General features: G+C 64.6%; 17 protein-coding genes and 1 pseudogene. 10 read left to right on the forward strand and 8 right to left on the reverse strand.

What is annotated here, in order from left to right; genetic code table 11:
* The first annotated feature begins 4 nt into the window (after window positions 1-4).
* From RS901_RS10045 to RS901_RS10060, 4 genes and pseudogenes are all read left to right on the forward strand, one after another.
* Window positions 5-1,555, forward strand: a complete 1,551-nt coding sequence (locus tag RS901_RS10045) for a hypothetical protein (RefSeq protein ID WP_316153343.1) — start codon at window positions 5-7, stop codon at window positions 1,553-1,555.
* 172 nt (window positions 1,556-1,727) lie between these two features.
* On the forward strand, window positions 1,728-2,504 hold the full coding sequence (locus tag RS901_RS10050; RefSeq protein WP_316148612.1) for a class I SAM-dependent methyltransferase: 777 nt from the start codon (window positions 1,728-1,730) through the stop codon (window positions 2,502-2,504).
* Window positions 2,501-2,836, forward strand: a complete 336-nt coding sequence (locus RS901_RS10055; protein ID WP_316148613.1) for an EamA family transporter — start codon at window positions 2,501-2,503, stop codon at window positions 2,834-2,836. Before RS901_RS10050 ends, RS901_RS10055 begins: the two co-directional genes overlap by 4 nt.
* A gap of 424 nt (window positions 2,837-3,260) precedes the next feature.
* A pseudogene (locus tag RS901_RS10060) lies at window positions 3,261-3,407 on the forward strand (IS5/IS1182 family transposase); the annotation flags it as partial.
* Window positions 3,408-3,416: 9 nt separating this feature from the next.
* On the opposite strand, the gene RS901_RS10065 reads toward RS901_RS10060, so the two are convergent.
* The 4 genes from RS901_RS10065 to RS901_RS10080 all read right to left on the reverse strand — a co-directional run bounded on the left by RS901_RS10065 (window position 3,417) and on the right by RS901_RS10080 (window position 8,206).
* The gene (locus RS901_RS10065) at window positions 3,417-3,803 is read right to left on the reverse strand and encodes a GtrA family protein (RefSeq protein WP_316148614.1); all 387 of its coding nucleotides are present in this window, start codon (window positions 3,801-3,803) and stop codon (window positions 3,417-3,419) included.
* On the reverse strand, window positions 3,800-4,534 hold the full coding sequence (locus RS901_RS10070; protein WP_316148615.1) for a class I SAM-dependent methyltransferase: 735 nt from the start codon (window positions 4,532-4,534) through the stop codon (window positions 3,800-3,802). The genes RS901_RS10065 and RS901_RS10070 overlap by 4 nt, the downstream gene beginning before the upstream one ends.
* Before the next feature lie 26 nt (window positions 4,535-4,560).
* Complete coding sequence (locus RS901_RS10075) at window positions 4,561-5,937, reverse strand: sigma-54 dependent transcriptional regulator (protein ID WP_316148616.1); 1,377 nt, start codon at window positions 5,935-5,937, stop codon at window positions 4,561-4,563.
* 1,294 nt (window positions 5,938-7,231) lie between these two features.
* Window positions 7,232-8,206, reverse strand: coding sequence for a LysR substrate-binding domain-containing protein (locus RS901_RS10080; protein WP_316148617.1), 975 nt, complete (start codon window positions 8,204-8,206; stop codon window positions 7,232-7,234).
* Window positions 8,207-8,287: 81 nt separating this feature from the next.
* Between RS901_RS10080 and RS901_RS10085 the strand changes: the two genes are divergently transcribed.
* Window positions 8,288-9,577, forward strand: a complete 1,290-nt coding sequence (locus RS901_RS10085) for an MFS transporter (protein ID WP_316148618.1) — start codon at window positions 8,288-8,290, stop codon at window positions 9,575-9,577.
* A gap of 15 nt (window positions 9,578-9,592) precedes the next feature.
* Here RS901_RS10085 and RS901_RS10090 read toward each other — a convergent pair whose 3' ends face one another.
* From RS901_RS10090 to hemL, 4 genes are all read right to left on the reverse strand, one after another.
* On the reverse strand, window positions 9,593-10,096 hold the full coding sequence (locus RS901_RS10090; protein ID WP_114131329.1) for a TPM domain-containing protein: 504 nt from the start codon (window positions 10,094-10,096) through the stop codon (window positions 9,593-9,595).
* 20 nt (window positions 10,097-10,116) lie between these two features.
* Complete coding sequence (locus RS901_RS10095; protein ID WP_316148621.1) at window positions 10,117-10,965, reverse strand: YgcG family protein; 849 nt, start codon at window positions 10,963-10,965, stop codon at window positions 10,117-10,119.
* A 13-nt stretch (window positions 10,966-10,978) separates the two neighbouring features.
* Entirely contained in the window at window positions 10,979-11,605 is a 627-nt protein-coding gene (locus tag RS901_RS10100; protein WP_316148622.1) for a LemA family protein, read from the reverse strand.
* 100 nt (window positions 11,606-11,705) lie between these two features.
* A complete protein-coding gene (hemL, locus tag RS901_RS10105; RefSeq protein WP_316148623.1) occupies window positions 11,706-12,998 on the reverse strand; it encodes a glutamate-1-semialdehyde 2,1-aminomutase in 1,293 nt (430 codons plus the stop codon).
* 241 nt (window positions 12,999-13,239) lie between these two features.
* Between hemL and RS901_RS10110 the strand changes: the two genes are divergently transcribed.
* From RS901_RS10110 to RS901_RS10130, 5 genes are all read left to right on the forward strand, one after another.
* A complete protein-coding gene (locus RS901_RS10110; protein ID WP_010813017.1) occupies window positions 13,240-13,410 on the forward strand; it encodes a rubredoxin in 171 nt (56 codons plus the stop codon).
* 330 nt (window positions 13,411-13,740) lie between these two features.
* On the forward strand, window positions 13,741-14,232 hold the full coding sequence (locus RS901_RS10115; RefSeq protein WP_316148633.1) for a response regulator: 492 nt from the start codon (window positions 13,741-13,743) through the stop codon (window positions 14,230-14,232).
* A 43-nt stretch (window positions 14,233-14,275) separates the two neighbouring features.
* Entirely contained in the window at window positions 14,276-14,647 is a 372-nt protein-coding gene (locus tag RS901_RS10120) for a response regulator (RefSeq protein WP_010813015.1), read from the forward strand.
* A gap of 55 nt (window positions 14,648-14,702) precedes the next feature.
* Entirely contained in the window at window positions 14,703-15,260 is a 558-nt protein-coding gene (locus RS901_RS10125) for a chemotaxis protein CheW (RefSeq protein ID WP_316148635.1), read from the forward strand.
* 105 nt (window positions 15,261-15,365) lie between these two features.
* Window positions 15,366-17,579: a methyl-accepting chemotaxis protein gene (locus RS901_RS10130; protein ID WP_316153455.1), complete on the forward strand. Its 2,214-nt coding sequence runs from the start codon at window positions 15,366-15,368 to the stop codon at window positions 17,577-17,579.
* Window positions 17,580-17,655: the final 76 nt, after the last annotated feature.

The following is a 17,655-nucleotide window of genomic DNA, read 5'->3' on the forward strand; positions in this document are numbered from 1 at the left end:
TGCCATGAGCGAGATCTCGGCCAGTTCAAACTCCATCAGATCCTCCGACGTGGACTGGAAACTGACTGCATTCCGTGCGCTGTTCGTTGGAGTGGTCATGTATGCGGGCTTGATGAATTGGCTCGCACCTCATCCGCCGATGATCGATCTGCCGCAGCATGCGGGGCAGGTCGCGGCGCTGCATGATCTGCTGACGGGCGAATCGCCTTGGGCGGATGTCTTCAGCATCAACCTGTTCACCCCCTACCTTGCGGGCTACGGCCTGGCATTGCTGTTGTCATTTGTCATGCCGGTCGCTGCAGCGCTGAAATTGCTGATTACGGTCGCTTTCTACGCCTTCGTATACCTGTGTGTGTGTTTGCGCAGGCAGGTCGGGGCCGACGAGCGACTTGACTGGCTCTACGTGCCGGGCTTTTTCGGGTTTGCTTATACCTGGGGTTTCGTCACCTTCCTGGTGGCGGCACCAGTCGGGCTCCTGGCAATACTGCTGGCATACCGGTACGCCGGTGAGCCCACGTGCAAGACTGGCACGCGATTGTTCATGGTCAGCGTTGTCCTGTTCTTCTCACATGGCCTGACATTCCTGTTTGCCAGCGCCATTGGCGTGGCATTTCTCGTCTGCAAGTTGAAGCGGGTGGGACGCGTGTTCATGGCCTCTTTGCCTTATGGCCTGGTGGGGGTGGTTTGCCTGCTTTACGTGTGGCATATCCGGAGCATTGAGGCGGAATATGTCTACTCGTCGCCGGAGGTGATATGGGGATGGGACATGAGGCGTTTGCTGCTGTTCTTCCTTGCGCCCTGGGGCGGGTGGTGGGAGGACAGATTCTTCCTGATAGGCGGTCTGCTGATGCTCAGCGTGCCCTGGTTCTTGGGGGGGCGCGTCAATGCTCAGGAACCAGCTGCCTGCATTCCGATGCTTGTTGCACTGGCGGTATGGGTATTTGTGCCACACCACGCGGGTAGAACTACTTTCCTCTATGAGCGTTTTGCATTGTTCATTCTGCCGTTCTACGCGCTGATGTTCCATCACTCACAGGCCGCAGCAAGGCACACGCCGTCCGTGCTGCGCCGGTCGACGATGTGGCAAGCTTTGCTTGCCCTGGCCTGTGTGGCGTATCTAGGCGCGCATACGGCACGCATCGTGGGTTTTGCAACGGAGAGTAAAGATTTTGATGTGCTGCTGGCCGCCGCAGCGCCCGGGAAGAAGGCGCTTACGCTGATGTTCGATGCGAACAGCACCGCGGCTGGTAATCGTGGTGCCTACCTGCACTTCCCAGCCTGGTATCAGGCAGAAAGAAGGGGCCTAGTCGATTTCAGCTTTGCATGGTTTCCACCGCAAGTTGTCCGGTATCGGCCCAGCCGGCTTCCTGCTGTAAGTCCATCCAACCCTCGCGAATTTACTTGGACAAGAAATCGGGGGCAGGAATATCGCTACTACTTCGTTCGCCACACGGAGCCACTGCCGACGACGTTGTTTGAGAATGACCGCTGCCAGGTGTCGCTGCTCAAATCGATGGGCGTGTGGTCCCTGTATGAGAACACCGGATGTCAATAGATGTCGGCTTTTTTGTTTTGCCTGGCGAGTCTGAACTTTATCGTTTCGGATAATTCCATCTGAGCCGCGCTCCGGTGTCATAAGTCATGCATTCGCAACAGAAGGTCTGTGGTGTCGACAATAGATTAAGTCTAGTTATCCATAATTTAAGCGAGCGGGATATTTCATTGTTATGAATAAGATAAATGCCTTGCGCAAATACGACGAAGTCTTTTATCGCTACCAACGCGAAGGGGCTATTTTATCGGCTCGCAACGTGCTGCCTGTGATTAACGCGGAGCTGTCTCCAGCAAGCGTTGTCGATATTGGGTGTGGTGCAGGTGCGTGGCTGAATATACATAGTAAATTGGGTGTCTCAGAAGTTATCGGGATAGATGGCGACTATGTTGATCGATCTGTTTTGCTGTTTGATCATTGTAATTTTATTCCAATGGATATTTCTCAACCGTTTGATATCGGTAGAAATTTCGACCTAGTTCAATGCCTTGAAGTTGCAGAGCATTTGCCTTTGGAGTGTAGTGAAGTTCTGGTTGGGAATTTAGTGCGCCATGGGAAGAAGATCCTATTTTCTGCGGCGGCACCTGGACAAGGTGGGGAGAATCACATAAATGAGCAGCGGTACGATTATTGGCGTGATCTTTTCGCGAGGCGGGAATATTTTCTATTCGACTTTATCAGACCTCGTGTTGCTGGGAACAGTGAGGTGGAACCATGGTATCGATATAACATGCTGTTCTTTGTTCATGTCAGTGAGATCGAGGGTCTCCCTTCTTCGGTGAGGGATTATCGAGTGGAGGGCAACTGTTCCGTGCCAGATATATCTCCTTTGTCTTATCGGATTCGAAAATTCATTCTGAGGCGGCTACCGGTGGGCATTAAAACTAGGTTGGCAGTGTTAAAGAGTCGGCATGTGGTAAGGAAATTAAGATTCCATACGGATGAATCATGAAAGCATTTCTTTACTTCCCGCCACTAGTCGGCTCGATTCTTGCGGCAATGGGTCAAGTGGCATTTAAATTCGGTGCCACAGGCAAGCATTATTTATCGGACTACTTGAATGGTTGGATCTTGCTTGGCCTACTTTTTTATGGTGCCGGTACGGCACTCTGGATTTTTGCTCTCGGTAGGGCCAACTTGACGGTCGTTTACCCGTTTACGGCGCTTACCTTCGTTCTTGTTTATCTTGTGGGGGTTTTTGCACTTGGCGAGCCAACATCGCCACTGCAACTATTCGGCGTGGCCATTATTTTGATTGGTCTTTACGTTATAATGGCAAATTGAAATTATCTGGGGCGCGTTTATTTATTGGCACCCAAAATCATCTCACTGTTCAAAACAAGGCTTTGTCCAGGAATTGTGAGTTTGGGTCACCGGAGCTCAGCCTGCGCCGTGATAAGGCAGCATTCTTGCTGTGAATTTAAATAGCACCCGGCGATTTCTGCACGAACTGGAAGCAACTGGAGCAATCATGGAGGTAACGTAGTGGCTGAAGTATCTGGTGTGGTGTTATACACGGTGTGCCGGCCAGCACGCTGGCCGCAATATGAGTGAATGCTATTCGAGCCTCGAAAGGCGGAATGCACGGGCCGACCTGGCGGTCGGCGCGGGGAAGGCTGCAATTATTGTGGGAAGCGAGCGAAAGGTACACCCTACAGCCGTGCCATGGCGTTGCCGTTGGCATGATTGAAAGGGGAAGTGTGGCAGATACCGCAGGGTCGTTGAACGTACCTCCGCCTGTCTCACTGCCTTCGGGAAGCTTCGCATCCGTTTCGAGCGTCGAATCGACACTCACGTTGCACTGCTCACTTTCGCACGCGCCGTTATCTTCTCTCGATTCGTTGAGCGGTTTTGCCAGGTGGTTTTAACGATACGTCCACCAGCGGTGCAGAACAAAGGTGGTAGGTGGAACCAATAGCAGGATCCAGGCAAGTCCGATCCAGTAGCTGGCTCCGAGTCTTTGCAACGTCCAGGAAATCGAGATCGTTAGCATCAGCCCGAAAAGCGATATGGAGAGAAAGCGCACGAAGTTGCCGCGGTGTGGGCGCGAAGAGAAGCTCCACAGGGTGTTGAGCAGATAGGAGCAGGCTGTCGCGCACACAAAGGCCACGCAGTTTGCCGTGACCGGTGAGGTCGCCAGCGTGGTGACCAGCGTCGCGGTGATGGCGACATGCACGCCCGTCGAGGTGGCGCCCGATACCAGGAATCGCGTGAATCGACGAAGCTCGGGTGCGGTGCTGCCGGCGTTCACGATGCGCGCAAGATGGTCATCAATGAAATGCCGAACGGCAGCGAGCCGCGTGCCAGCCAGTGGCGCTCCGTGCTGAACAGCCGGTGCAACGCCAGGTTGACGGGTGGGGGCGGGAGACCAGCTCCAATTGCCTTCTGGTTGCCGCTCAGCCGGTCGCTGATGCGGGCAGCGACCGCGAGCGGAAACAGCAGCGTATTGAAATAGGACATCCGTTCCACGCGCATGCCGCACCGGGTGGCCAGCGCATGCAGAGACCGCTTGCTATAGCGGCGCTGGTGATGCAGGAAGACATCGTGGGAGCTCCATAGCCATTGATAGGCAGGCACGGTGATCAGTACGGCGCCGCCGGCCTTCAGCATCTTGGCCGTACAGTCCAGTGACCCGGCATCGTCGGCGATATGTTCAAGGCAATCGAGCAGGCAAATCAGGTCGAAGCTGCGCTCCGCGAACGGCATGTCGTCAGGGCACCTGCCACTGCGGATGTCGTAGGCCCCCAGGGTCTTCTCCCGCGCCAGCCGCAGGGCGGTGCCATCCATCTCCACGGCGCTGACGTTGCCGAACCGCGAGAGCATCTCAAGGTTTCCGCCGGTGCCCGCGCCGATCTCCAGGATGGACGCGTCGCGCGGCAGCGCCAGGCCGGACAGGATCGTGCCGACGATTTCGCGCCGCCCCCGGAACCACCAGTGGCAGGCTTCGGTTTCGGCCATTTCAAGGTAGGCATCAGGTGACATCGGTCGGTTCCTCCGCGATGGATCGGCTAGCCCTGCACGCAGATCAACCCCAGATCCCCCTTCTTCACCTGCAGCTTGTAATCCCGCATCAACCTGAACAACGTCACCCGCGAAATCCCCAGCTCTGCCGCCACATCAATCAACCGCTCATGATGCCGCTGCAGCGCCTCGACGATCGCGGTCTGCTCGGCCGCTTCGCGGATGGCCGCGAGCGTGAGCGGGCGGTCGTCGGCGGGGATGGCCAGCTCCAGGTCGTCGGGCTGGATCACGCCGTCTTCGCACATGGCGGCGGCGTGGCGGATGCGGTTGATAAGTTCGCGCACGTTGCCGGGCCAGTTGTGGTGCTGGATCGCGCGCAGCGCCATCGGCGAGAAGCCGCGGATGCGTGCCGGCGACTGCTTGCGCACGTTGTCCAGCACGTGTTCGGCGATCAGCAGGATGTCGCTGCCGCGTTCGCGCAGCGGTGGCTGGCGCACGCGCAGCACGCACAGCCGGTGGTAGAGGTCGCCGCGGAAGCGTTCGGCGGCGATCGCGGCCTCCAGGTCGACGTGGGTGGCGGAGATGAGGCGCACATCCACCTCCACCGATTCGGTGCCGCCCAGCCGCTCGATGCGGCCGGTTTCCAGGAAGCGCAGCAGGCTGGTCTGGCTTTCGATCGGCATGTCGCCGATTTCATCGAGGAACAGGGTACCGCCCTGCGCCATCTCGATACGGCCAGGCTTGCGCTTGGTCGCGCCGGTGAAGGCGCCGCGCTCATAGCCGAACAGCTCTGACATCAGCAGCGTGGGCGGGATCGCCGCGCAGTTGACCGCAACGAAGGGGCGCGAGGCCCGCTCCGAGGCGCGGTGGATGGCATGAGCGGCCAGTTCCTTGCCGGTGCCGGACTCGCCGGAGATCAGCACGGGCGTGTCCCACCGCGACACCTTTTCGATACCGCGGAAGAGCGATTGCATGGCCGGGCAGCTGCCGATCATGCCGTCCGGGCGTGCGGTGCCGGGGCGGGCATGCTGCGCGCCCGGGCGCAGTTGCGCCATGCCGAGCGCGTGGCCGAGCGATTCCGCCAGGCGAGAGTGCTCGATCGGTGCGGTGTAATAGTCGACGAAGTACAGGCCCAGCAGCCGGCGCGCGGATTCGGTCAGGGACTCCTGGCCGGTGATGATGCCGATCCAGCCGATATGCGGCAGCGAGAGCCAGGGCTCGAACGATTCCAGGTCGGCGTCGCTGAAGCCGCCTTGCAGGTCGAGCATCGCCGCAAGCGGCTGGTTGCCCGGGGGCAGCGCGTGGAGGTCTTGCAGGTTGGAGGCGAAGCTGATCTTCCAGCCACGCTGTGCGAGCATCCTGCAGAGCATGGCGTCGTGGTGCTGCGACAGGTACAGCAGCGGGCGGTTGGTGTACGCGCTCATAAAATTTCCCCGGATCTTTTGTTTTTACAAAGCCGGCGGCCTGCTGTCGCGGGTCACTGGTTTCGTTGGCGCTAAGGCTTGCGCCTGCCGCAACATGTCAATGCCGCGGCCTGGCGCTCTCCCAAAATTGCTGCCTGCGGCGCTGCGTTGCGCGGGCCGGTGAACCCGTTTTCGCCGCCGCCGTGACCTTACCCCCCTGGTATCGGTCACGGCGGCTGCCGCTTCGCTTCGCCTGCAAGGCAGACAGTTGCTTCACCCCGTTTCTTGTCCGGATGCGCCGGCTCGGCCGATGCGTCCGTTGTTGTCTGCGTGCCGCCCCGTTTAGCCGTGGCGTGCCGCATAGTCCAGGTACCACGGGCCGCTTTTCGTCCGCTTGCGGCCCGTGTTCCTGAACGACCTCCGCTAATCTTGTCGACGACCCCTGCAACCTGGCCAGCCGATGCAGGCCAGTTCCTGCCGCGTGGCCCACGCTTACAGCGCCAGTGCGAATCCCGCCCTGGGATGCGGGGTCGTCCTGAAACTGATCTTCGGCGAACGCGTGCCAGTGTGTTGCCGCTTCGGTTTCAGACGTCCCCCTGTTCCGGGCTTCTGTTCGCGCGGACATATGTGCGACGAACGTGCCAGATATGGCTAACTCTTTGATAACAAAAGGAAAGGGGAATTTTCAGCTGGCATTTGCCAGCTCTTGGCGATCAATAATGTTCCGCGCCTGATACATGTGGCCGGATTTTTATGCTGCGATGCAGCATTAGACGAATTGATGATGAGATGCATGAATCACAGTGCACGACGGAGAAGTGCCGGAAAGCATACTTTTTGCCGGCAATGCCCATCCGAAGGAGGGAAGGCGAAAATTCAAACGGACAGGCGTCAGGGCTCGGATGCAGCACGCGAGTGAAGCTGCCAGGTAGTTTCATTTCCGTTACAACGATTTGAACTCTGTACATCGGTAGCCACCCCGGTGCGCCGCGGTTGGCCTCAGCCTTTTGGCGCTGCGCGCGCCGTGCGGGCGCGCTTGGGTGGAGGGAATCGACACGTTGACAAGCGTTTGCACGATGCCGGCCAGGGCCGGCCCGGCCGTTTCTCATCTCTTTGGATGGGCCGGGTAGATTTTTCACGGCTGCTGGCACGGTGTGCCGATTGGTTGCATTGGTGAAACTCGGGCAGTTCCGGCAAGGCCGCGGCGCACGCGTATGGCGGGTCATCGGACGGCTTGCGCCATTCGCCAAGCCCTTGATTTCACTGGCCTAGACGAAAATGATTCGTATTGCCAACATCCGCGCTTCAAACGATTTCATGCATGAAACCGCTCGGCGGGCGTGCCGCCGTCGGCGGCAGGGTGGACGTGGCCGGCTTCCTGCCGGACCTGCTCCTGCAGCCATGCATGGAACTGCTGGATGGCCTTCTCGCGCGGATTGCCTTCGCGCCAGGTGACCCAGTAGTGGAGGCTGGACGGGATGCGGGCGGGCCCGATCTGCACCAGTTCGCCGCTGGCCAGGTAATCGTGCGCCAGCTGGGCGCGCGCAGTGGCTACGCCCAGCCCGGCGACGGCGGATTGCAGCATCAGGCCGGCGTCCTGGAAGATCGGGCCGCGTTCGGGCTCGTCGCCTGGCAGGCCGGCGGCTTCGAGCCAGTCGCGCCAGGGGCGCAGCGCAAAGCGCAGCATCGGCATGCGCGGCACGTCGGCCAGTGTGAAGCCGGGGTAGCGCGCCAGCAGCGCCGGGCTGGCCACCGCGATCACATGGTCCTCGATCAGGTTGTGGCATTCAAAGCCGGGCAGGTCGATGCGCTGGTGCCAGATGCCGACATCGACGCTGTACGGGTCGGGCGGCGTGATTTCCGCATGCAGGCGCAGGTGCAGGTCCAGCGACGGCACCTGGGCGTGCAGGCTGGGCAGGCGCCGGATCAGCCAGGCATTGGCCAGGTCGGCCATCACGCTGACCTGCAGCCGGACTACCGGCGGCCCGGCGCTGTTGCCGGCCTCGCGCAGCGCGCTCTCGATGCTGTCGAGCGCGGCGCGCACCTGTTCGGCCAGCCGCGCGCCCACGCTGGTGGGAGTCATCTGGCTGCCGGTGCGCTGGAACAGCTTGGTGCCCAGGCTGGTCTCCAGCGCACGGATATGGTGGCTGATGGCGCTGTGCGTCAGGGCCAGTTCCTCGGCCGCGCGCGAGAAACTGCGGTGGCGCGTGGCGGCCTCGAGCGCACGCAGCGCTTGCAGCGGCGGCAGGTGGACGGGGCGTTGGGCGGGTTTGGCGGGGGAATTGGCCATGGCCGTCAAATTCTACTCACAATTGCCGCGGGTATCTTTCGTTGGCTTTGAATTGCCAGGGGAACGACAATTCGGGCCATCATGACGACTACGACTTCAAACTTGTCTTCTGCGCCCTCGCAAGCGCGACTTGCCTCTGGCGCTGCTGCCGGCGCCCGCTGGCGCGTGCTGGCGGTATTCTCGCTGGGCTTCCTGGTGTCCTATCTGTTCCGCGGCGTCAACCTGGGCTTTGCGCCGCACCTGACGCGCGAACTCGGGCTCAATGCCGGCGACCTGGGCCTGCTCACCAGCTTCTACTTCCTTGGCTTTGCCTGCGCCCAGCTGCCGGCGGGCATCCTGCTGGACCGCTACGGCCCGCGCCGCACCGAGGCGGTGATGCTGCTGGTGGCCGTGGCCGGTTCGATGGTGTTCGCGCTGGCGCCCGGCATGGCCGGGCTGGCCGCCGGCCGGCTGCTGATCGGGGTGGGCGTGTCGGTGTGCCTGGGCGCCACCATCCAGGCGCTGTCGATATGGTTCCCGCTGTCGCGCATGCCATTGCTCAACGGCGTGGTGATGGCCATCGGCGGCCTGGGCGCGGTGCTGGTGGGCGCGCCGCTGTCGTGGCTGCTGTCAGTGACTGACTGGCGCACGGTCAGCATGGGGCTGACCTGCATATCGCTGGCGATGGCGGTGCTGCTGTGGTTCGGCGTGCCCGACAAGCCGCGCGCCGGCAAGGAAAGCCTGCGCGAACAACTGCGCGGCACGCGCCAGATCCTGGCCAGCGAACGATTCTGGCGCGTGGTGCCGCTGACACTGCTCAACCAAGGCGTGTTCATGGCGGTGCAGACGCTATGGGTGGGTGCCTTCCTGCGCGACGTGTCCGGCTTCAATTCGGCCAGCAGCGCACAACTGGTCTCGGTGATCGGCTTTGCGATGATGGCCGGCTGCGTCGGCGCGGGCTGGGCCGCGCGCCACCTGGAGCGTATCGGCGTGAGCCTGTATGCCTTTGCCGGCACTGGCATGACCGCCTTTATCGTGGTCCAGCTGCTGCTGATGGCGCAGGTCCCGCTGCCGCCAGTGCTGCTGTGGGTGGCTTATGGCGTGTTTGGCTCCAGCGGCATCCTGACCTATGCGGTGCTGGCGCGCAGCTTCCCGGATGCGCTGATCGGAAGGGCTACCACTGCGCTGACGCTGACGGTGTTCCTGTCCACCTTTGCCTGCCAGGTAGGTGTTGGTTTCGTGCTGGACCTGTGGCCTGCCACCGGCGGCCATTACCCAAAGGCGGCGCACCTGACGGCATGGGCCGGGCTGGTGGCGCTGCAGGCGCTGGCGGCAGTGTGGTATGCAATGGGCGGGCGGCGCGCGCGCCGCGAGGCGGCTGCTGTCCGCTGAGTTGGAGCGTTCCGGCTAGAGCATGACCGGACGGTCGTCCAGCTCGTTCGGGTTGGGCCCGCCGTCGGACGGGAAGTGCGTGGCCAGCAGTGCATGGATGCGCGCCACCGTGGCCAGCACCGGCCGTACCGACAGGTCCTGCCTGAGTCCCCGCGCCAGTTCGTCGCACAGCTCGCGCCAGGTGGCGGGCCCTACGCAGGCGTCGATGCCGCGGTCGGCCAGCAGCTCGACCGCATGGTCGGCCAGGTTGATATAGAGCAGCACGCCGGTATGGTCCGCGGTGTTCCAGACCTCGAGCGCGCCAAACAGGAAGCGGGCGCGCTCGCGCGGCGTGACGCCGGCCCAGGCATGGCCCACCGGCAGGCTGGCTTCGATCACCACGCGGATCTCGCCGCGGTGGCTGGCTTCGCCGGCATGCACGGCTTCATGCAGCTGTTGCTGGGCTTCGGCCGGAAAGTGCTTGCGGGCTGCGCCGGCCGTGGTGGCGATATGGTGCAGGGCACGTCGGAGATTCGGCATTGTCGTCGTTCCTTGCGCTGTCACCAGTTGCCCGAGGCGCCGCCGCCGTCGAAGCCGCCGCCGCCGCCACCACCAAAGCCGCCGCCGCTGTCACCGCCGCCTCCGCCAAAGCCGCCGCTGCGCCGGCCCCAGTCCTGCCCCACGGTGTAGCCACCCAGGCCGCCCAACCCGCCGGCGACCACGTCGCGCCCGCGCCGGGTGGTGACGATCTGCGGGCCGCGCCGGCGCAGGATGGCACTCAGGAAGAAGAACACGATGATCGCCAGCGGCAGCAGTGCCGGCAGCCACTCGGCCAGCCCGGACGATTGCTGCGCCTTGCGCTGCGGTGCCGCCAGGCCTTCCTTGTCGATGGTGGCCTGGATGGCCGAGATCCCCGCTGCCAGCCCGCCGTAGAAGTCGTTCTGGCGGAAGTGGGGGGCCATCACGTCCTGCAGGATGCGCTTGGACATGGCATCGGTCAGCGACCCCTGCACGCCGCGCCCGACCTCCAGCCGCATCTTGCGCAGCCCGGGCGGGTTGTCCTTGGCGATCAGCACGATCACGCCGTCGTCGATGCCCTTGCGCCCGGCGCGCCAGGCGTCGGCCACGCGGATGCTGTAGGCATCGATCGGCTCGGGATCGGTGGTGGGCACCATCAGCACGAAGATCTGGCTGCCGCGCTGCTGCTCGTATTCCGCCAGCACGTTCTCGAGCGCGACGCGCTGCTGCGGCGTCAGCGTGCCGGTCAGGTCGGTGACCCGCTGGGTCAGCGGCGGCACCGCGACGAAGCCGTCTGCCGCCAGCGCCGGGCCGGCCAGCAATGCCGCCAGCCATAGCAGGGCGGCCGCCAGCCAGGCGTGCCGCCAGGGCGTGCGCAGGGTGTGGCCCATGGTGTGGCCCGCCTCAGAACTTGACTGCGGGCGGCGTGGAGATGGCTTTCTCGTTGTCCACCGTGAACGACGGCTTGACCGGGTATTTGAAGACCATCGCCGTCAGGTTGGTCGGGAAGCTGCGCGCCAGCACGTTGTACTGCTGCACGGCGGCGATGTAGCGCTGGCGGGCCACGGTGATGCGGTTCTCGGTGCCCTCAAGCTGCGATTGCAGGTCGCGGAACGAGGCGTCGGCCTTCAGTTGCGGGTAGTTCTCGGACACCGCCAGCAGGCGCGACAGCGCGCCGGACAGCTCGCCCTGGGCCTGCTGGAAGCGCTTGAAGGCTTCGGGGTCGTTCAGGGTTTCGGGCGAGACCTGGATGCTGGTGGCGGCGGCGCGCGCCTTGGTTACGGCCTCAAGGGTCTCACGCTCGTGCGTGGCGTAGCCCTTGACCGTGTTGACCAGGTTGGGGATCAGGTCGGCGCGGCGCTGGTACTGGTTGATGACTTCGCCCCAGGCTGCCTTGACCGCCTCGTCCTTGGCCTGGAAGTCGTTGTAGCCGCAGGCGGACAGCAGGCTGGCCATGACCGCCAGCAGCAGCCAGCGCAAGACAGGCACCGGCGAGCTGCTGGACAAGGAGGGGGACGAAGAAGCGCGCATCGGAGACTCCGCAGGTTGGACGAAAACCCAAGTGTAGCGCACCGCCCTTGTCGCCAGAGGGGCAGGCGGCGCACGGGGGCGCCGCCTGCCTGGCATGGCCTCAGCCCGCCGCGAACGCCTTGCGCGCGGCGTCGAGCGTGGCCGCCAGGATGGCGTCGTCGTGCTGCGCCGAGACAAAGCCGGCCTCGAAGGCCGATGGCGCCAGGTAGACGCCGTGATCCAGCATGGCGTGGAAGAAGCGGTTGAAGCGCGCGGTGTCGCTCCTGGTCACTTCGGCGAAGCTGCCCGGCACGCCGTCGCGGAAGTAGATCCCGAACATGCCGCCGATGGCATCCGCCGCGAACGGCACGCCCGCGGCCTTGGCGGCCTCGGCCAGGCCGTCGGCCAGCTTGCGGGTCTGGGTGGCCAGGCGCTCATAGAAACCGGGTGCCTGGATCAGCTTGAGCGTGGCCAGGCCCGCGGCCACCGCCAGCGGGTTGCCCGAGAGCGTGCCGGCCTGGTAGACGCCGCCCAGCGGCGCCAGCTTGGCCATGATGTCGCGGCGCCCGCCGAAGGCCGCCGCCGGCATGCCGCCGCCGATCACCTTGCCCAGGCAGGTCAGGTCGGGCCGGATGCCGTAGTGCGCCTGCGCGCCGCCCAGCGCCACGCGGAAGCCGGTCATGACCTCGTCCAGGATCAGCACCGCGCCGTCGCGGGTGCACAGTTCGCGCATGGCCTTCAGGAAGGCATCGGTGGCGCGCACCAGGTTCATGTTGCCGGCCACCGGCTCGACGATCACCGCGGCGATCTCGCCGGCATGCCTGGCGAAGGCCTGTTCCAGCTGCTCGACGTTGTTGTACTCCAGCACCATGGTGTGGCGCGTCACGTCGGCCGGCACGCCGGCCGACGACGGCGCGTTCTGGGTGGTGTCGGCAAAGGTCAGCAGGCCGGAGCCGGCCTTGACCAGCAGGCTGTCGGCGTGGCCGTGGTAGCAGCCTTCGAACTTGATGATCAGGTCGCGGCCGGTGAAGCCGCGCGCCAGCCGCAGTGCGCTCATGGTGGCTTCGGTGCCGGAGGAGACCAGCCGCACCTGCTCGATCGACGGCACCAGCTTGCAGATTTCCTCGGCCATGGTGATCTCGGCCTCGGTCGGGGCGCCGAACGAGAAGCTGTGCGCGGCGGTTTCCTGTACCGCACGCACCACTTCGGGGTGGGCGTGGCCCAGGATCATCGGGCCCCAGGAGCCGATGTAGTCGATATAGCGTTGCCCGTCGGCGTCCCACATATAGGCGCCTTCGGCGCGCGTGATGAAGCGCGGCGTGCCGCCCACCGAGCGGAAGGCGCGCACGGGCGAGTTGACGCCCCCGGGAATGGTCTGCTGGGCGCGGTCGAAGAGCTGCTGATTACGGGACATGGCGTTGAGGTGAGGACAAGGACTGCAGGGATCGTGTGCGGCGGGCCCGGGACTTATCGTTGACATGCGGCAAAAACAGCGGAAATTCGCTGCAATTGCCCGCCAATCAGGCGCTAACAGGGCGCTAACATGCGCGAACACGGCGGATCTGGCACGATTCTGGCGGCCGCCGGCTGGCGCCGGCGGCACGGTTTCGGTACCATCTGCGCTGGATTTTAATGGAGAGTGGCCAGAGCCTGTTATGGAATACAAGACTTGGATGTGCCTGATCTGCGGCTGGATCTACGATGAAGCCGCAGGCGCGCCGGAAGACGGCATCGCCCCCGGAACCCGGTGGGAAGACGTGCCCATCAACTGGACCTGCCCGGAATGCGGTGCGCGCAAGGAAGATTTCGAGATGGTCGCCATCTGAGGCGGCGTCCCCAGAAGAACAATTACCGGGCGCGCGTCGCGCCAATGCGACAGAACGCCGGCCGACCGCGGCCGGACCGGATTGACGGCCCCCCGGCGTCTTGTCACACTCTGTTGCAAAATGACTGCCCGTCCCTCTGCCACTGGCGGGGAGGACGGTAGGCAGGTGCGGGTTCCACGCACCGCCGCTGCCGGGCACAGCCCGGCCTTGGAAGGGAAACAAGAATTGTCGGGGGTCCGTCGGGGCGCGCATGGGGTCGCGCTGCTCCGCACGGGTGTTCTCTAGTGCTTGCCGGCGCTCCGCAAGGGGCAGCTGGTCGCGGGAACAACAATGCGGGTCGCTCAAACAGAAGAAAACCAGCGGGTCAATACCGCCGGCGCCCAGGGTGTGGCGCCTGGCATTTCCATTCCGGACATCACGGCACCGCCGCGCCGCAAGGTGCTGGTCATCGATGATTCCAGCACCATCCGCCGCACCGCGGAGATCTTCCTGTCGCAGGCGGGATACCAGGTGGTGCTGGCCGAAGACGGCTTCGAGGCGCTGGCCAAGGTGGGCGAGCTGCACCCGGACCTGGTCTTCTGCGACATCCTGATGCCCCGCCTGGACGGATACCAGACCTGCTCCCTGATCAAGAAGAGTCCGCGCTTTCACGCCATCCCCGTGATCATGCTGTCCTCGCGCGACGGCGTGTTCGACCGCTCGCGCGGCCGCCTGGTCGGGGCGCACGACCATCTAGCCAAGCCTTTTACCCGCGAAGCGCTGCTGCACGCCGTGCAGGCCTGCCTGCCATGCCAGGCCGCGGGCCACGTGCTGCCTGCCTGAAGCGCATGCACGCGACGCCATGTACGAATCGAAGGAAAACCTCATGACTGCCATCAACAAGATCCTGATCGTCGACGACTCCCCCACCGAAGCCCTGTTCATGTCCGACCTGCTCGGCAAGCGCGGCTTCAAGGTCTCGGTTGCCAGCAACAGCGACCAGGCCTTCGCGCGCCTGCAGGCCGAGAGCTTCGACCTGATCCTGATGGACGTGGTGATGCCCGGCCAGAACGGCTACCAGGCCACCCGCGCGATCAAGCGCGACGACCGCTTCAAGGACATCCCCGTGATCATGTGCACCAGCAAGGGCCTGGACACCGACCGCATCTGGGGCATGCGCCAGGGCGCGTCTGACTACATCGTCAAGCCCGTCGACGGCGAAGAGCTGCTGGGCAAGATCGCCGCGCTGGCGCACTGAGCTGCCAGCGCAGGCCGTACGGGAAGCCACCGCCACCTGTTCCGGGGACCGCCAGATGAACGCGCCACGCCAAGACCTTCGCGCCCGCCAGACTCGCCTGCAGGACTACCAGGCCATGCTGGCCCGGCGCCTGCGCGAGGCGCGCAGCCTGCCCGCGGCCGACAGCTACCTGGCGCTGCAGGTGGGCGCGTGCAACTGGCTGCTGCCGCTGGCCGATACCGGCGAGGTGCTCGACATGCGCCCGCCCAGCCCGGTGCCGCTGACGCAGCCGTGGTACAGCGGCCTGGTCAATGCGCGCGGCAGCCTGCTGGGCGTGATCGATTTCAGCCTGTTCCGCGGCGGCGCGCCGACGCCGCTGCAGCCCGGCAGCAAGATCGTGGTGCTGTCGCGCCAGGTGGAGCGCGCCTGCGCGATCCTGGCCACGCGCGTGACGGGCTTGCGCCATGCCGCCGACCTGAGCCTGCCGCACGGCGATGCGCCACCACCGGCCGGCACGCCGGCATGGGAAGGGCAACGCTTTGCCGACCGCGACGGGCGTGACTGGCAGGTGCTGGACGTGCGCGCGCTGCTGGACGCGCCGGCCTTCCTGCAGGTGGGACGGGTTGCGGCCTGAGGCCCGCCGCCAATTACAAGATACAAGAATGACGCGCAGGCCACGGCCTGCGGCACCCGGCACGAGCCGCCGGGCATGACAACGAAAAAAATGGAAGAGGGTGCCATGGGTTTCAAGAAATTCAGCCTGGGCCGGCGCACGCCGGCAGCCGAAGCAGCCACCGGCCTGGCGGGCGGGCCCGGCATGGCCTATGCCGGCGGCCCGGAACCCGCACCGGCACCCCCATCCGCCGACGGCCTGGGCGCCACGCCAATGGAGCATGTCACGCGCTGGCTTGGGCGCATGCCGTTCTCGTCCCAGCAGCGGCTGCTGACGGTGGGCGTGGTGGTGTCGCTGGTGGCACTGCTTGGCTCGGTGTACCTGGACAACCGCATCGCCAACAACGCCGCCGCGCAGATCGAGATCGCCGGCGACATGCTGATGCACTCGCAGCGCCTGGGCAAGGCCGTGCCGGTGGCACTGCTGGGCAATGCGCAGGCCTTCACGCAGCTGCGTCAGTCGAAAGACGCGCTGGCAGGCGACCTGAAGGCGCTGCAGGAAGGCAGCGACGAGAAGCGCGTGCGCGCCACCTCCGGCGCGGCCGAACCGCTGCTCGAGTCCGCGATGCAATCGTGGAAGCGCTCCGAGAAAAGCGCCGCCGACGTGCTGGCGCAGCAGCCGGTGCTGAACACCATTGGCCAGACGCTGCAGATCTTCAACGCCTCCAACCCTGAGCTGCTGGAATCCGCCGAACAGGTCGCGGCAATCAAGCTGCAGTCCGGCGCCAACGCGCGCGAGGTGGCGGCCTCGGCGCAGCTGGTGATGCTGACGCAGCGCCTGGGCAAGAACCTGAACGAGTTCCTGGCCGGCGAAGGCGTCAACCCCGAAACCGCATTCCTGCTGGGCAAGGACACCAACACCTTCCGCGAAACGCTGGACGGCCTGCTCAACGGCAGCGAGGCGCTGCGCCTGTCGGCGGCCGCCGACGAAGAGACGCGCGGCTACCTGAAGCAGCTGTCGCAGCGCTTTGAAGCGGTGCAGAAGACCACGCAGACCATCCTGCAGAACCTGCCGGGCCTGATTGCCGCCAAGCGCGCGCAGCAGCAGATCTTCAACGACAACGAGGCGCTGCGCGGCGAGCTCTCGGCGCTGCAGCGCGCCTACGCGCAGTCGGCGCGCGTCCGCCCGCTGACGCTGGGCGCGACCGTGGTGTCGGCGGCCATGACGCTGCTGTGCCTGGTGGGCCTGGCGGCACTGTATCTGCGCGATTCACGTATGCGCGCGCTGGAAGCAGAGGCGCGCGAGCGCGAGGCTGAGTCCCGCCGCCTGGACGAAAAGCGCAACAACGACAACACCCAGAAGGCGATTCTGCAGCTGATGAACGAGCTGCAGGACATCGCCGACGGCGACCTGACGCGCCAGGCCACGGTGACCGAGGACATCACCGGCGCCATTGCCGACTCGGTCAACTACACCGTGGAAGAACTGCGCGAGCTGGTCGGCCGGGTGCAGCAGACCGCCGGCGAGGTGACGCAGGCGTCGGGGCAGGTGCAGTCCACCTCGACCCAGCTGGTGTCGACCACCGAAGAGCAGTCGCGCCAGATCCGCCAGACCGGCGAATCGGTGGTGGACATGGCCGACCGCATCACGCAGGTGTCGCGCGGCGCGGCCGAGTCCGCCAACGTGGCGCGCGCCTCGCTGTCTGCCGCGGAGCAGGGCCAGCAGGCGGTGCAGAACGCCATCGCCGGCATGAACGACATCCGCGAGCAGATCCAGGAAACCTCCAAGCGCATCAAGCGCCTGGGCGAGTCGTCGCAGGAGATCGGTGAAATCGTCGAGCTGATCTCGGACATTACCGAGCAGACCAACGTGCTGGCACTGAACGCCGCCATCCAGGCCGCGTCCGCGGGCGAAGCCGGGCGCGGCTTCTCGGTGGTGGCCGAAGAAGTGCAGCGGCTGGCCGAGCGCTCCGGCGAGGCCACCAAGCAGATCGGCGCGCTGATCCGCACCATCCAGACCGATACCCAGGACGCGGTGCACGCCATGGAGCGCAGCACGCAGGGCGTGGTGGAGGGGGCGCGGCTGTCGGACAACGCCGGTGCCGCACTGGTCGAGATCGGGCGCGTGTCGCGCCAGCTGGCCGAGCTGATCGAGCAGATCTCGCAGTCCACCTCGCACGAGGCCGACCTGGCCACCACCGTGGCCCGCCATATCGCGCGCATCCTGCAGGTTACCGAGCAGACCACCACCGGCACGCGCCAGACCGCGCAGTCGGTGCGCCAGCTGACGCTGCTGACCGAAGAGCTGCGCAACTCCGTGTCGCGATTCAAGATCGCCTGAGTGGCCGGATGACGCCTGCGACCGCTTCCGCGCACCGCGGCCTTACCGGGCTTAGCGGCCACGCGCTTCATGCCAA

This window comes from Cupriavidus sp. BIC8F (assembly GCF_032465815.1).
Lineage (GTDB): Bacteria > Pseudomonadota > Gammaproteobacteria > Burkholderiales > Burkholderiaceae > Cupriavidus > Cupriavidus necator.

Bases quoted from the DNA above. Each gene is read 5' to 3' on its own strand.
- RS901_RS10090 (WP_114131329.1), bottom strand. From the start codon at position 10,096: ATGCCGAATCTCCGACGTGCCCTGCACCATATCGCCACCACGGCCGGC.
- RS901_RS10055 (WP_316148613.1), top strand. From the start codon at position 2,501: ATGAAAGCATTTCTTTACTTCCCGCCACTAGTCGGCTCGATTCTTGCG.
- hemL (WP_316148623.1), bottom strand. From the start codon at position 12,998: ATGTCCCGTAATCAGCAGCTCTTCGACCGCGCCCAGCAGACCATTCCC.
- RS901_RS10120 (WP_010813015.1), top strand. From the start codon at position 14,276: ATGACTGCCATCAACAAGATCCTGATCGTCGACGACTCCCCCACCGAA.
- RS901_RS10075 (WP_316148616.1), bottom strand. From the start codon at position 5,937: ATGAGCGCGTACACCAACCGCCCGCTGCTGTACCTGTCGCAGCACCAC.
- RS901_RS10115 (WP_316148633.1), top strand. From the start codon at position 13,741: ATGCGGGTCGCTCAAACAGAAGAAAACCAGCGGGTCAATACCGCCGGC.
- RS901_RS10045 (WP_316153343.1), top strand. From the start codon at position 5: ATGAGCGAGATCTCGGCCAGTTCAAACTCCATCAGATCCTCCGACGTG.
- RS901_RS10095 (WP_316148621.1), bottom strand. From the start codon at position 10,965: ATGGGCCACACCCTGCGCACGCCCTGGCGGCACGCCTGGCTGGCGGCC.
- RS901_RS10125 (WP_316148635.1), top strand. From the start codon at position 14,703: ATGAACGCGCCACGCCAAGACCTTCGCGCCCGCCAGACTCGCCTGCAG.
- RS901_RS10080 (WP_316148617.1), bottom strand. From the start codon at position 8,206: ATGGCCAATTCCCCCGCCAAACCCGCCCAACGCCCCGTCCACCTGCCG.
- RS901_RS10085 (WP_316148618.1), top strand. From the start codon at position 8,288: ATGACGACTACGACTTCAAACTTGTCTTCTGCGCCCTCGCAAGCGCGA.
- RS901_RS10070 (WP_316148615.1), bottom strand. From the start codon at position 4,534: ATGTCACCTGATGCCTACCTTGAAATGGCCGAAACCGAAGCCTGCCAC.
- RS901_RS10100 (WP_316148622.1), bottom strand. From the start codon at position 11,605: ATGCGCGCTTCTTCGTCCCCCTCCTTGTCCAGCAGCTCGCCGGTGCCT.
- RS901_RS10050 (WP_316148612.1), top strand. From the start codon at position 1,728: ATGAATAAGATAAATGCCTTGCGCAAATACGACGAAGTCTTTTATCGC.
- RS901_RS10110 (WP_010813017.1), top strand. From the start codon at position 13,240: ATGGAATACAAGACTTGGATGTGCCTGATCTGCGGCTGGATCTACGAT.
- RS901_RS10130 (WP_316153455.1), top strand. From the start codon at position 15,366: ATGGGTTTCAAGAAATTCAGCCTGGGCCGGCGCACGCCGGCAGCCGAA.